This is a genomic window from Nitratireductor sp. L15S-10 (assembly GCF_045011005.1).
GTDB lineage: Bacteria > Pseudomonadota > Alphaproteobacteria > Rhizobiales > Rhizobiaceae > Nitratireductor.
Genome location: NZ_CP120674.1, coordinates 1,314,251 through 1,328,557, shown reverse-complemented (window position 1 = coordinate 1,328,557; position 14,307 = coordinate 1,314,251). Strand labels below are relative to the sequence as shown.

The following is a 14,307-nucleotide window of genomic DNA, read 5'->3' as shown; positions in this document are numbered from 1 at the left end:
CGCTACCTACCAGTTTTCTTATTGTCCATTGCTGCATGCTGCCCGTCGACCGGCGGGTATCCGCCGAGCCGTTGGAACTCCTCCACACTGACGACGACGACAACCGGCCGCCCGTGCTTGTTGACCTGAACCGGCTCGGCACGTGCGCAATCGAGAAGCAGCCCGAAGTTGTTCTTCGCGTCCTTGGCAGTCATGGTTTTCATAGTCATTCCGCGTAACGGGAAGTGGCTATTTTAGCCATTAGGACAGACGGCACAACAGTAAACCCAGGATATCTACGGCAATAAAGTTCGGCGATCCCTCAGTCAAACGGTAGAAACACTCCTATAGATGGCGAGGTTAAGAGTGCCAAAATCGCACCAATGAGGATGGAGGCAGAAAACCTCCATGGCAGCCACATCCAACCAGCCTCGGCCGGACGAATGGTGCGTCGACGGTCTTCCAAGCCGGCCATGCGACACCGCACTGATCAGGCTGTCCCTTGCCTGGCACAGCCTGATGGGCCTGCAGATCTTCATCACCCTCCGATCGTCTTCTTGGCCGACAATCCTCTATTTCGGGCTATATTTGTCATCGAAACCTTCAAAGGCGTCCGCGACAATTGCCTCAATCTGCTGAACCTCATCGTCGCGCAGCTTCTCAAACTCGCCCGTGCGGCGGCGCTTGCTGAGCGATCCGCCGTTCTGGCGGATATGCATGATGAGGTCCTGCGTCATGCGGTCAGGCATTTCGACCAGGTTCATGATGGCGGTCAGCGCCTGATCGCGGCATTTTAGGTAGTCGATCTCGCGCGGCAGATCGACCTCTACGGTTCGCTGCACGCAGCTAAACAAGAACTCAGCCTCCTCGGTGCAGTCGAAATAGCGATAGAGGTCCGCCGTGTCATGGGTCACCTCGACATTGTGATTGGGCTGGGCGCGCCAGTCGATGAACTCCATCAGGGGACCGGAATGCCGCTTCAGGGTCGTGGCGTAGTCGTCGATGCGATCCAGCATGACGGCGGAAACGGGAAACACCATGCCTGGTGGGGTGTATTTGCGCTCGGCGAGTACGTGGTGGATGAGACAGCGGTGCAGACGTCCGTTGCCGTCGGCCAGCGGGTGCACGTAGACAAACCCGAACGCGATTGCCGCAGCCTGCAGCACCGGATCGACCTCTGAGCTCCGCAGCCTGTTGTTGCATTCATTGAGGCCGGTCATGATGTCGGGAACATCCTGAGGCCGGGCTCCGATGAATTCGGGTATGGGGTCATTATTGTGATCCCGCTCGCCCAGAAACACGCCTTCGCTGCGATATCCGATCTCGGTGAACCGGTCGTCGCCGATCAGGATGCGATGCAGGCGGTAGATCTCGGTCTGGTTTAGCGGGCGCTTGCCGGCCTCGAGAACGGCGCGTCCCCAGCGCTCGAGCCGGTTGGCAGGCGCGCGTTCCCCTTCGATCTCGAAGCTGGCGCGGCTGTCGGCGAGGAGGAGAAAGCTTGCGGCCCGGGAAACGACATGAGCACCCGTTCGCCCTATCGTATCCTGGGCCTTGCGGGAAAGGTCGAGGGCCAGAAATGATTCCAGCTTTTTCGTGCGCCTGATGATCGGACAGAACGTACCCGTGCCGAGCAGATTGTTGCGCACACGATGGCGCAGAGACAGCGAAGCGGGGCCGGTGAAATAATCTTCGGGATCGAGAGCATCGACGGCGGTGACCGTAGGGGCGTCGTCAATGTCGAGCCGCTTGCCGGTCAAGGTTTCGTAAAAGAACCACACGCGCCGCGTCACCGCGCCGGTCGGTGTCCGCTGGATGAAGTCTATGAGGTCCTGCTGCGGCAGCGCATCGAGGATGCGCTTGAGCGCCAGAAGATCGATCAGTTCATGGCGCAGAGCAAAGCCGAGATGCCCATCCAGGGTGTCGTCCGGTTGATACCGCTTGTCATAGACCTCCCAGATGCCTTCCTCCCGGCGATTGCCGCGCACATGCCGTTCGGAGATGCAGGCGGGATTTCTCACGGGCGCCTTCACGTCGAGCGCGTGGACGAGAGCCGCCCACCCCGCGAGCCGCGTGCCCTCTGGAACGGGTTCGTTCTGAAAATGGGCAGGACTGCCAATGTCCAGCTTCATGTCGGCTTTCTCTCATGGATGTCGAAGGTTGATCATATATCGCACATCTGTCGAAAGTACTTTACAGTTCAAGGATTGAAAATCAATCACCTATGTCGAAAATCGCTCACGATGAGATGTAGATGTCGATAACGAGACGAAGCATGCCAGCCGGCCATTGACCAGAAAGGAGCTAGAATGCCGTCAAAAGAGCTCTCGCGCGAGGAACTGTTCGCGCTGGTTTGGGAGAAGCCGACGCAGGAGGTGGCCCGGGAACTTGGCGTTTCGGATGTCGCAATCGCCAAGCTGTGCGCCCGTCTTCAGGTTCCCAAACCGCCACGAGGCTATTGGGCCAGGGTTCAATCCGGGCAGACGCCGAAACGTCCGCCCCTTGCGGCGTTTCGGGAAGAGGTTGATCGCAAACGCCGGGAAACGGCGCGCGGGAAAACAGCTGGATCACTGTCGAAACTGCAGCAGCAATTCTACGAGGCTGCGCTCAGCGAGTTGGACGCTCGCGGTACGGATGTGGATGGGGCTGAGACACGCGGGAGCAGACTTCGCGAACTCCACCCCGATCTTGCCGCACAGATCCTGCTCCTCATTCAAAACCGCGGGCATGACTGGGTCAAAGACGGAAAAGTTGCCGCCAACTGGAGCCATTCGGTTCAGGCTAGCGCGGCCAGTCTGGTTGGAAAGCTCCTGCCGCTCTCACGACCACAGCTCTTGATGTTCGAGAGCGATCGTGAGCCCAGGCGGTATACGGCAGATGGTCCTGCGGTCTTCGTGCGCCTGACCACATATTTGCAGGAGCGTATTGCTTCTCTTGTGCGCGTCGTCCGGGACCAGAAACTGAACCATGTTGTCATGCCACTCATGGCCGCGGATCACGCGTGGTCGGCCCGGTATCTTTATGCGCCGGCAGCGCATGTTTTCCTGGACAGCACCTTGTGTGTTTCGGCCACAGAAGTGTGGGTGGAAAGTGCCCGGCGAGCATGGCGCGACGAGGATCCGCCTGAAAGGGTCGCCACCGGCAGACTCAAGCTGCGCGATATCATGCCGATCGATTACATGCCGGTTCGGGAGATCGAATTGCCCGCCGGCGTTTCCCGAGCCACCGTGAAACCCTACCGTGAGCGCCTACAGGGATTGCTCGAGGCTGATCGTGTATACGAGATGCTATCTCACGCCACATACGCGATTGAACGCGAGGTCCCGGACGACAAACTGTTGCTCGCGGACCGAATATGGTTCGGAAGAGAGCGGCCCTTTCGGTCGGCTCGGGAAGCTTTGGCGCGTCTCGAAGGTGAACTGGCCGACTGGGAGACGGAGCTTGAAGCCGAGCGTTCCGCCCTCGCCCAATCCATACTGGGTGTTGAAGTGGGAGACATCGTTGCAGCGGAAAATCGCGGGCGCTTCCTACGCCTTTCTGTCACGGGAATTACTCTCTACGCGAGCGACAACGGGGCCACCTTCATTGTCAGCGGCACGCGGTTTCGCAAAGATGGCACATTGGGCAAGCTGCAGGACACGTTGAGCTTGCATTTTGAGAGTGACAGCTGCTCAAGCGCATATTGATCTGCGTACATGGTGCTGAAATGTTTCTAACAGATTCTGCCGATAAAGATCGCGGGGGCTAAAGAATGAACAAACAACCAGCGACGCCACCCATCGACGGCATCCGATCTGGCCTCATCGTCGAAGGACAACATTACGAGTTCAAGGCACGCCTGAACCTCGACGAACAACGTGGGAAGTCGAACTTTATCGATGATGTTGTATCGTTCCTGAATGCAGGGCCTGGATATCTGATTGTCGGGGTACATGAAAAGAAGGGAGTTTTCGCACGCTTCGAGCCAATGGATGGCGATCGCGACGCCTTGGCACGCCGTATCACTTCTATTGTTCAGGACAACATCGATCCTAAGCCATTGGGCGTTCGTGTGGACTTTCTCGATCTCGATACGGGAGGGTTCATTCTCTGTCTCGACCTCCCTGACCACCGGCTAAGGCCTTACCAGAACATGACTACCGGAGGATTCTATATTCGCACTGGTGCCCAAAACACTCCGATCCCCCGTGACCAGCTCCTTGCATTGTTCACGCCGATCGAGAAGCTGGAAGCCGATACTGTGCAATTAATGCAGCGGGAGAATGCGGCTGTGGATGCGCGGGACATCATGCAAAACAACGGCGCAACGCTGCATATAGCGATCGTGCCGCAGGAGCACTATGAACGGGAGCGGGCGCCTTTCGATCCCGGACGAGGTGTATTGAAAGTCATGCGTCATTATCATGGCGAGAGCCGTGATGTTTTCAAAGGCTGTGAAAATGGCGTCGAGGTGCGGGACAGGACCTTCCAAGAGGGACGGTCGATCTCTCGCTTTTTCATCGGAGATGACTGGCTCGTCCACTCCTATATTTCCCACCCATTCTCTGTCCAGGATGGGGAGGGTCGGCTGACGATCCACGAGTTTCGCGATGAATTCGCCCGGCACCTGCGAGATATTCAGCTCATTCTGGACGACTCCGGCATCCGGGGGCCGTTTGGGGTTCTCTTCGCAGTGAAGAACCTGCGCCGTAACCCAAAACTCGAATGGGCGTTTCCCAACGCCAGCGCCGCCAGTCTCGGTCGGCCGATACGGGTTGAGCGCGTGAGCGAGCAAGATCTCGTCGATCGGTTCTATGACAAGGTCAGAAGCGTTTCGGTCTATGGTCGCTGATGGTAAACTAAAGAATTTCCCGAGCAGCAGGGATGCGGCCCTGCTGTCAAAAGAAACAGTGCTGATATTCGCCTCGCCTCCCTGGCGGAGGCGACATAGGTTTGCCCAACTCCTACTTGGACGACAACAATTTCGTCGCCCATGGTTTCCTTCCCGGCTTGCACCGAATCCTCAGTTGAGGTGAAAATTCTGATTATAGACTGCTTGTAGCAGGAATTGCCTGCATCTCCTGTGTTGGAGGGCGCTTGTCCGAGTACCGTATTAAGAACGCTGCGATAACGCGAACAGGATTCGACTATCAGGACCTGGTCGGGATTGATATCCTCATCGAATATTATCGCGACCCGTATAAATACAAATGGGTTCAGTTGGAATCGGAGGACGGCGAATTCGGAGCGCTGGACGATGTAGTTGCTGCATTGCCTGACGGAACGTTTGAACTCACGCAGGTCAAATTCACGCCGCGACCGGACAAATACCTACTCAGTTGGGATTGGCTTCTCGAAAAGTCGCCGAAGGGCACCTCGCGGCTTCAAAAGTGGGCGACGTCGCTAAAGACGTTAGCCGTCAGCGGTCAGGTGAAGTCCGCCTGCCTAAGAACGAATAGGCACCCCGACCCCGATTTGGCAAAATCTCTCAGTAATGCGCTGATCGATCTCGGCTCCCTTGACGGCGCTACTCGAACTGCCGTCGAAACGGAGCTAGGCGGAGCCGCCGAAGCATCGAGCTTCTTTTCAAGCTTCGAGTTCAAGCATTCGGAGCCGATGATCGATCGCTTGGAGGCGACCCTCAGGGGCCGACTGGTCCCTTCATCGACGAACAGCGAAGGATGGCTGCTCCTGTTGCATCAAGCCAGGCGCTGGGCGTCGGTGCGAAATGAGCCACAGCCGGACGGAAGGATCACGCATAAACACCTCACGCAGATCATCAGTCGAAAGAGACCGCAACCTCTGTCGCAGGATTTTCGCATCCCCGATGGCTATGAACCACCAAGTCGCCCGTTTCACGATGACGTCATGAAGCGCGTGACCGATCAGCCAGGAATCTGGGCGCTCTGGGGTTCACCCGGACGTGGAAAGAGTACCTATCTGAGCTACGCGGTGGATCAGTTGCGCAAGCAAGAAGTCCCCACAATACGGCACCATTACTTCTTGTCGCTAGCTGACTCCGGAGACCGAAACCACTTCGCGGACATCGCCTCATCACTGATGGACCAGATGGTCGTTCGCTACGGCGATGCCGTAAAGGGGCTAGAGGAGACTCCGACCGAGCTCAGAAAATGGGTGGAGGCCTGTGCCGCTCATTTCGCGGCCAAGGGGAAGCCGTTTGTGGTCGTGGTCGACGGGCTCGACCACGTGGCTAGGGAATATGCCGATCTCAGCCAGATGAACCAGCTTTTCAACGCCCTTCTTCCGTGCCCGCCTAACGTCACGGTGTTGCTCGGCACGCAAAGGGTCCCTGACAACCACCTTCCTCTTCGGCTGGTCCAACATGCCCCTAGCGAGTCGTGGATCGAGGTTCCTCCAATGGACCGCAACGCGGTTCAACGGTGGGTCGTCATACAGCACGAGGCCGGGCGCGTGTTGCTCAGCAGCATTCGTTCAACCACCAAAGAACAGCACGAACTCGGTGCGATTGGAGATGCGTTCTACGACATCTCGTTGGGACACCCTCTGCATCTGATATATTCATTCGAGGCGATGGTTCGAGGAGGTTTCACATTTTCTCCCGAGGAAATCGGACGCCTCCCAAGCTGTCCCGAGGGCGACATCCGGAAGTACTACGCGGGACTGTGGCGCGACCTATCGCCTTCTGCAAAGCAAACCATCCACGCAATGGCCGGCTCCGGCTTCAGGTGGACCGAAGACGGGCTACGAAGATGCTTTGGTCCAATCGAGGAAATTGACCATCTTCTTGAGTTTCAGCGTTCCGGCGTCGCGCCGTTCCATGGCAGCTTGCTCGCCTTTGCTATTGAGCGGGATGACCACATCGCGTCGTTCAAGGCTCTCCTGCCGAAAATCGCGAAGTGGCTCAAGAATGACGCTCCTAAGTTTCAACGTTGGGGCTGGTACTGGATCATAGAGGCGCTAAACGGGGATGAACGTGATCTGCTCAACGCAACAACGCGCCGATGGGTCATCGATTCTCTTGTGGAAGGTTGGCCACCCGCTCAGATTATTGAAATCCTTTCGCGCGCTGAGGAACTGGCCTTCTCGAACGACGACTATGTTCGCACGACCGAGCTTCGCGCTCTCAAAACACGGGTCGACAACGGGCCGGAGTTTCAAGTTCAGAATTTCGGCGACTTCTCCGAGGTGGCCATACGGACCGCCTCCAATATCGAAAGCGTCGTATTCTCGGCCGACCAGCTCGGTTCGCTGGGCTCCGACGAGATACTTACTCTTGTTAAGACGGTGCCTGATCGTTCCTCCGATATAATCGAGGACGCCTTCGAAGAGCTGCGGCGCCGGGTCAATCTTTGGATCGAGCTTCGACATCATCCCGATCGTGATTTCGAGCTCTTGGTCCGCCACTTTCTCGAAGTCGCAGCGATTTCTCCACAGACCGACGCGGCACGCGTTATCAGGTTCCTAAAAGGGTTTCGGGTCGATGTGACGAGAAACAGTTCCTTCAGGAGTTTTGTTTCTTACCTTCGCAGAGAGAAACGAGTCGGTCTCCTCGTTCAGGCGGCGAAGTCACTCAAGGGCAAGAATGATCTTCCCTGGCGATTCCACGTTGAGGATGCCCTCGTGGTCGTCGCCTCGGCAACAGGAGAAGACGTCTCCCGCGCGTACTCACCGAACTCACAGGTCAGCCCACTTCTGTCGTGTTGGCGCCACTTCCACAAGTCGACCGCTAATCAGCGCCAAGCGAGCCTTCCGGACTCAACGGGTCCAATCCGCAAGGACTATGAGTATGGACGTAACCTAGACGTCGAGGACTACTTCGTTTCCGTCTTCTTCACCTCCCTTGCGAACAGCCTCTATGGTTACGAGATCGGCGGTGCGGCTCCAGTGGGTTGGTCGGCGACAGCGTTTCAATGTCTGACGAAGTTGGCAAAGGACATTGCGATGGGGCGCGCCCAGTTATCTTTCGCTACGCCTTACTACGCCGCGCGTAACATCGAGCCGGTTCGCCCCGACCGTCTCACCGATCCAGAAGGCACACAGTATTCCTCCTTCGTCCATGCACTCCGCGAAATCGCAATAGGCCTACACGCGCTCAAAAGCCCAGCAGGTCGAGTGCTGAAAGTGTCTGGCGACGAGCTGCGCATAGCCCGCGCCTCGAAACATTGGAACGAAGATTCCTGGATGGCGGCACAGATCGAGAGCAACCTTCCGTTGCTCGAACCGTCGCTGGCCCAGCTTGCTTTGGATGCGGCAGCTGACGACGAGGCGAGGTCGATCACCGAATTTAATCAAAGGGCGGATCGGTGGATCGAGCTCTCACGATATGCACTGCTATACGACCTGCCGGCGAAGTCGCTTCTTGCCCGGGCAGCCAACTGCCTTATCGGCTATGGGTGGCGAAAAGATCCATGGATTTACGACGTCCTCGATGCGGTCGAAGACATCCACGTTAGTGCTGGCGTTGACGTCATTCCGTTGCTCGAGAAGATCGTCCCGATCGTCGAGCAGATCACCGAGTTTACCGATGGGAAAGGCACCAATCACGCGAGGACCGCCCTTATCGAGACAGTAGCCCGTGTCTGCCCCGAGCGTCTCATCCAGTTTTATTCTCATCACATTGCGGAAGATGACTATCACCTTGCGGAAACCGCGCTCGAAAAGCACATCGAACTCGTCGATTTCGCGGCGCCCGACGCACGCGCGCTCGCTCGAACCCTTGTCGAGTTCAGCAACGTTGCCGCTTTGGACAAGCGCGCCGATCCAGAGGCGAAAGCCCTAGCAGAGCAGCAGATTCAACTTCTCGGCGGAATGCCCACCGATCACGCCTATCAGCCCTCTAACAACTCATCCGACATTCCTAGGATCGCCGCCCCTGACCCGACGAAATACAAGGTGTCCGAGTTCGCAAGGTTGATGGAGGACTTGGGAGACTACCGTATCAGCTACGAGGACCAGCGCGCAGCGGCGAAGCTGTGGTTGCGCCACTGGGTTTCGAAGGGCCGCGCGAAACAAGCCCTTGCAGCAATTCGAGCGTATTTCGAAGGCGAAAGCCATTCCAACAGCATTGCAGAGGACGCCCTCAATGAAGCGTTTGAGGCAAGCCTCGGCGTGGAGGGGCGCGACGAGTCCTACCACTGGCTTGTGCGCGCTCACATCGCGCGTCACGGTTGGCAGACAAGCTGGACGTCAGAAGCGGAGATCAACAGGCGGCTTGAGGCTGCCGCCAGTCATTTTCCCGAGAGGTGGAAAGAGTACATCCGGGACACCTCTGATCGCGCTCCCTATTGGAAACGCTCGGGCTACTCATTTGCGATCGGTTACCGCTATCTCGTGCGCTTTCTGCTCCTCGTCGGGCAGACAGAGATCGCGACGAACCTAACGAAGAACTTCGTCGACATTCTGGTCTCCGAGGTATCAGACCAACCGATCCCACCTTGTCCTTGGTTTAGGTGATGGACTCAGCGCGCTTCATTCTCGAGAGGCTCAATTGGCCGGTCCGCTTTGCGAGGCTGCGAGCGGCCCGTGAGTATGCGAAGCTGCTCGCGGATCCGTCCTTCGGGGCGACCGCGCTTCGGACCTATCTGTCCTGGCTCGGGGAGCGGCGAACAGAAAACGAGACTTGTTCGGGACTGGCCGTTCTATTCGCTGCCGATAGAGACCACCTACCAAGCCTTAGCGTCCTCACGCAAAATATCGCGTACCCGTCTATGCTCGCCGACTTCATGCTGAAGGAGGTCTATGGACCGCTCGCTTCGGTCGGCGATTGGACTTCGCAACACTCGGGCGAAGTGCCACCATCGTTCGAGCCGCGCGGGTACTTCTTCCGTGATCGAACAGCGCAAGTACCATCGTCGCTTGGCGACGAACTTACGCGCCTAGAACAAGCGTCTCGCTTCCCCTTCGTTAAGCAGTGGGCATTCGAATGGGAGCACGTGAAAACCGTCACCGACGCTCCGCTCTCCGGATTTCCGTATCATTTTCTTGACGCCTCCATGACGAGATCAGGCGTGTCGGCGCAGATCGATCAGCGCCAAGGCGACATCTACCGCTCAGCCTATCTGCGAACCCTCGATTGTGCGGTCGATCTCTGGCGGATGCCACTCGACGTGGCCTATGCGGCAGCTTGCAAGTGCTTGCCGCTCAATCGTGGCCTGGTGGACATTGAGCGCGTTGACCGGCCACATTGGCTTGGTGGGCTTCCGGATGCGTGCGCAGCAGATGGTGCGCCGCTCGAAAACATCGTCAGAAAAATTGTTAAGGCTGGGTCGACTTCTGACACATTGGTTCCCGTCCATTTGAAAACGCCGCTATCTTTGAGTATTTCGGAATTTTCCTCGCTGACCGTCTCATGCACCCTTCTTACCGAAGACTACGTTCCGCTTCAGGACACCGATATCGCAGCGCTCGATGGAGCCGCTTGGAAGCTTCCGATGGGAGCACTTTTTTCCGGGCAAGCTCGCCAGCTAGAACCTGAGGATCACTTCCGACCCGCTGCCCAAGGCAAATGCATTCCATTGTGCGTTGATGTCTTCCCCTTTCCGTTTGGCTATTGGTTCGGTGATCTATTTCACTTGGGTCTCAGCCTTCCGGCGAGCTACGCCTTTCCGCATCCGATTTCGTACCGTTGCGCAAATGGCATAATTCTGACCGAGCTAGATCGTCAGCCAGTCGGCCGCTGGACGACGTGGAATGACCACTGGACCAATCTTTATCCCAAAGGCGGCAATACGCGGTGCGGCGCCCTTACCGAGATGCGGCAGGCAGACATCCTCGCCGCGGCGGATCGCTTCGGACTAAAGGTGGGTTGGACGGCAGACGTGAAGGTCTGGCCCGCGAAGAAAGCTATGGAGATCTCAAGCTGTCGCGCAAGAGCGTCTACTTTTTCGATGACGGTGATGTTGTGCGCTGAATGGCCTCCGGTCCCACGCCTATGCGCCAGTAGTCGAGAGAAAAATCGGAGCCTGTAGCGTATTTCCGGTAGGTGTGTGGATTGGTGGAAACGCTCCCTAGACGCGATACCCTAACGTTGTATCGCCTACGCTGGAGCACGCCAGAGCGACATCATCTCCCCGACCGAGCTGACCTAGACGCTAACTCCGCAGACGGGGCCATAGGCGATTGCTTCGCGCACTAAAATCAGTCTTTGCTCCGCTGATGGAGAATTCTCGGAGGCTGACATTCCCCCAGCGAGAGCGTCCGAGATTTATGGGTGGTGGGAAGCGGTCGTTCGTTGCATGCACGGGCGCGTCTGCATGGCTTTCCAGGAGCGGATGTTCCCTCGATTTCGTTCAGCTCTTAATTGCCGCGGCGGTTGTCCACCTCTTATCTGCCGCTAGTGACCGTCGGCATCTTCGGCCGGGGCAGTTGCATCCCGCGTTTCCGCTAAGTCTTCGTACTCGCGCTTTCGAAGCTCGTGTTCCTCCATGCTGCGACGCTGATCAGCTGCTATTTGTCGATCTAGGTTCCTCATGTGCCTCTCAGCAAAGACGCGCACCGGTTCGCGAGGGTCTGAAAGCCATTCCTCGATTTCGGCCTTTTTGCTCAGGTACGCTTCCACGAATCCAAACTGACCATGCACTATTCCCGTGGAGTCTAGCACGATCTCAACCTCTTTGAGCAGCTCGTCATCGGGTTGCAACGCAGCAACTATTTCTCGGCAGATGGGCTGCAACACCTTCTGCCCATCAAATACCCTCAAAACGTCGAGGACGAACTCTAAGCTCTTGCGTTCGCCCTCCGCCACGATAGACAAAAGGCTAGCCTCGAGCGGGGAGAAACTCGGAAAGACGGCCTTCAAAAGCTGAGCGCCGCGATACTGGAAAAGTCGAGCATCTTCATCGTACCAGTCCCGCAGCTTCTGGACCATGTCAGCTGCAAAATTGGCCAGCGGGTCCTTCAATTCAGAAAGCGAAAACGGCACCGGATCGTATTCTTTCGGCGCGTCGTTGCTGTTTGCCAGCCTCAGCCGGTCAATGAAGTAGTCAATTACTCTGACAGGCCACTCCCCTGCGATAACGGCGAGGACCCACTCCGCCTCGTGCGCGAGTTTGAGTTCGGGAACCAGACTCGTGAGAACCTCTTCGACACCAGCGCCACTAAGCGAAGAAAAGACTGCGCTTTTCCTGGCGAATGGCCAGATTGCACCAACCCAGCGCGTGTCTCCTTTCGATGCGAGGTATCTAAGGCTTGGCAGGAAGACTCTCTCGACAAGCTCGTTCGGCGACGAATCTTGGCGTGCTGCGGCTTCCATCGCCCAAATAATGGCAACCGAGTCGCCTGCCGCCATCGCTACGCTGATCGCGCGCTCAAGTAAGCCGGCGTCGAACGAAGGCGACATGCTGCAATAGATCGCGATCTGTTGTAGGTATTTCTTCTCATCAAGCCACGCGTTAGCAAGCGAAGCTATGTCGTCGAGGCGCCCGCCGATCTCAAGCCCCCTTAGCAGGAATGGAAGGAAGCGTGCCAAGTCGGCATCTATGTTCTTGATCAGCTTCAACACCAGGTCGGGCTTCTCGCGAGCCAATTCCTCGAGAAAATTCATAAAGCTAGGAAATGTTGCGCCGTCATTCGACCTGGTCTGCGCGCACCGTATGATGATGTCGAACCATTCCGCAGCATTCTCAGCGGTGATTTCGTCTACATGCTCACTGATGCGTTTCTTCCGGTAGTCGTCCTTCTGCTCGATGTTCATTTCGCCATCCCACATTGGTGGGAATACGGACTCAAACCCAACAAGAGTCTTGTAGATGACAAATCGCCGATCCGCATTTATCTGATCGCGGAAAGCGATTATCTCCTGCGCCAGCTGATCATGCAGATCAACGATGCTAGGACTGTCTTGGAATTCGCCGCGAGATCTACCGCGATGGCGATAGAGCCAGAAAAGATCGTGCTCTATGCTTTGAAGTAGTTCCAGGCTCAGCCGACCGGCAATCTCCCGATAGAATGAAACGATGCTAATGGCATCCCCGAGCAACATCTTTATCAGGTCGGCATCAACGCGAGGGGCCGAAGGTGGTCGGGTGGCGTCATTGAAGGCGTGCTTTATCATTCGGCGCACCTCGTCATCTTCCGAGGATCGGAAGAAGTTGCGCAGAACATCGAGCGCAGTTCGCCGAATCTCCTGAAGAGCGTCGCTCGCACGGACCGCGCCCCTGTGAATTGTCACGCTGTCGAAGTTCCACGTCGTACCGCCGACTTCGAACTTGAGAACCTCGTCAAGCAAGGCGATCAAGAGCGGACGGACGCTCTCGATGTGATCTGCAGACAGTTGTTGCACTTTGTCGACAACAATTTGCTGAACTGCCGGGCCAACTTGTTGCCAAGCAGAAAGGTTATTCTCGGCTAGTCGCCGGGCAGATTGGACAATCCGGTCGGTCTCCGCGGGCACGTCAGCACCTGACCAGAGCTCAAGCAGGGTATCGAACGTAGCTTCGATTGCCCCTTCATGCGTGAAACGCAGGCGATCGATCACTTCGAGCGCCAATTCGAGAATATCGTCGCGAGTATATCCGTCAAAACCGTATTGAGTCGGGACCACTGATGCCGATCTCGCCGCTATCGCAACTGAGGCCATGCAGTCGCGAACCACGGGAGCTACGCCGCCGATATCATCGTAGTAAGGTAGAACGTGTTCTTTGAATTCCTGGAGCGAATCGTAGCGCTCGTTGTTGTCTTGGCATTCGTTGAGAACGCGTATCGGGTCGGCCTCGTACAAAGTGCGCCCCCTTCGGAGCTTCTCCACATCGTTGGCGACTTTCTGAAAATCAAACCCGGCTGGCCGAAAGTATTTCTCCATGATACGGGCCATTCTTTCTTCAACATCCTTCATCAGGGTGCTTCCGAAGCCACCAGGTAGCCTCTTGTAGATGGTGTCATGCGCCATCTCGGACCAAGCATGGTCCAACGTCGTTTGAACCTGCACCTCACACCACATGTCGCGGTGCTCCGAATACTCGGGAAGAGCAACACGCTTTTCCTTGAGCTTGAGCACGTAGTTGTAGGAAATGAATAGCGATGTACTCGTCGGCTCGGATGGCGGATAGTGGAACTTCGTCCTATCCCAATCCACCTCGAAATTGTCGCTAATTATCCGTGATGACACCAGTCGCGCAACGTCCGCATTTGTGTAGCAGACGATCCGACATCCGGCCAAATCTTTCACTACAACCTCGACGTCGTCACCCTCGGCAGCGCCACGATCGTGGAGCTTTGTTCGCAGCGACTTGACCGATTTGGCCCTGCTCTGGATTTGCTGCACTCGGATATCCGGGATGTTCCTAAGGACAACATCAAGAATGCGAGCGATCGTTTCCGCCAGCCGGGCGTAGGCGGCCTGACCTTCACGTTGATAGTCGTCGAAGTTCATCG

General features: G+C 56.8%; 7 protein-coding genes. 4 read left to right on the top strand and 3 right to left on the bottom strand.

The genetic code is table 11. From position 1 onward, the window contains the following. Window positions 1-2 precede the first annotated feature (2 nt). Together P2W41_RS06370 and P2W41_RS06365 are read right to left on the bottom strand one after the other, a co-directional pair. A complete protein-coding gene (locus P2W41_RS06370; RefSeq protein ID WP_404934604.1) occupies window positions 3-203 on the bottom strand; it encodes a type II toxin-antitoxin system Phd/YefM family antitoxin in 201 nt (66 codons plus the stop codon). Between the two features lie 348 nt (window positions 204-551). Beyond that, window positions 552-2,108, bottom strand: a complete 1,557-nt coding sequence (locus P2W41_RS06365) for a Fic family protein (RefSeq protein ID WP_404934603.1) — start codon at window positions 2,106-2,108, stop codon at window positions 552-554. A 177-nt stretch (window positions 2,109-2,285) separates the two neighbouring features. On the opposite strand from P2W41_RS06365, the gene P2W41_RS06360 reads away from it, so the two are divergent. The 4 genes from P2W41_RS06360 to P2W41_RS06345 all read left to right on the top strand — a co-directional run bounded on the left by P2W41_RS06360 (window position 2,286) and on the right by P2W41_RS06345 (window position 10,904). Next, complete coding sequence (locus P2W41_RS06360) at window positions 2,286-3,662, top strand: hypothetical protein (protein ID WP_404934602.1); 1,377 nt, start codon at window positions 2,286-2,288, stop codon at window positions 3,660-3,662. Between the two features lie 65 nt (window positions 3,663-3,727). Then, complete coding sequence (locus P2W41_RS06355; RefSeq protein WP_404934601.1) at window positions 3,728-4,807, top strand: helix-turn-helix domain-containing protein; 1,080 nt, start codon at window positions 3,728-3,730, stop codon at window positions 4,805-4,807. A gap of 245 nt (window positions 4,808-5,052) precedes the next feature. Beyond that, on the top strand, window positions 5,053-9,390 hold the full coding sequence (locus P2W41_RS06350; protein WP_404934600.1) for a hypothetical protein: 4,338 nt from the start codon (window positions 5,053-5,055) through the stop codon (window positions 9,388-9,390). A 254-nt stretch (window positions 9,391-9,644) separates the two neighbouring features. Beyond that, on the top strand, window positions 9,645-10,904 hold the full coding sequence (locus P2W41_RS06345) for a hypothetical protein (RefSeq protein ID WP_404934599.1): 1,260 nt from the start codon (window positions 9,645-9,647) through the stop codon (window positions 10,902-10,904). A 365-nt stretch (window positions 10,905-11,269) separates the two neighbouring features. Here P2W41_RS06345 and P2W41_RS06340 read toward each other — a convergent pair whose 3' ends face one another. Next, window positions 11,270-14,305, bottom strand: coding sequence for a hypothetical protein (locus P2W41_RS06340; protein WP_404934598.1), 3,036 nt, complete (start codon window positions 14,303-14,305; stop codon window positions 11,270-11,272). Window positions 14,306-14,307: the final 2 nt, after the last annotated feature.

Bases quoted from the DNA above. Each gene is read 5' to 3' on its own strand.
- P2W41_RS06370 (WP_404934604.1), bottom strand. From the start codon at position 203: ATGAAAACCATGACTGCCAAGGACGCGAAGAACAACTTCGGGCTGCTT.
- P2W41_RS06345 (WP_404934599.1), top strand. From the start codon at position 9,645: ATGCTCGCCGACTTCATGCTGAAGGAGGTCTATGGACCGCTCGCTTCG.
- P2W41_RS06365 (WP_404934603.1), bottom strand. From the start codon at position 2,108: ATGAAGCTGGACATTGGCAGTCCTGCCCATTTTCAGAACGAACCCGTT.
- P2W41_RS06360 (WP_404934602.1), top strand. From the start codon at position 2,286: ATGCCGTCAAAAGAGCTCTCGCGCGAGGAACTGTTCGCGCTGGTTTGG.
- P2W41_RS06340 (WP_404934598.1), bottom strand. From the start codon at position 14,305: ATGAACTTCGACGACTATCAACGTGAAGGTCAGGCCGCCTACGCCCGG.
- P2W41_RS06355 (WP_404934601.1), top strand. From the start codon at position 3,728: ATGAACAAACAACCAGCGACGCCACCCATCGACGGCATCCGATCTGGC.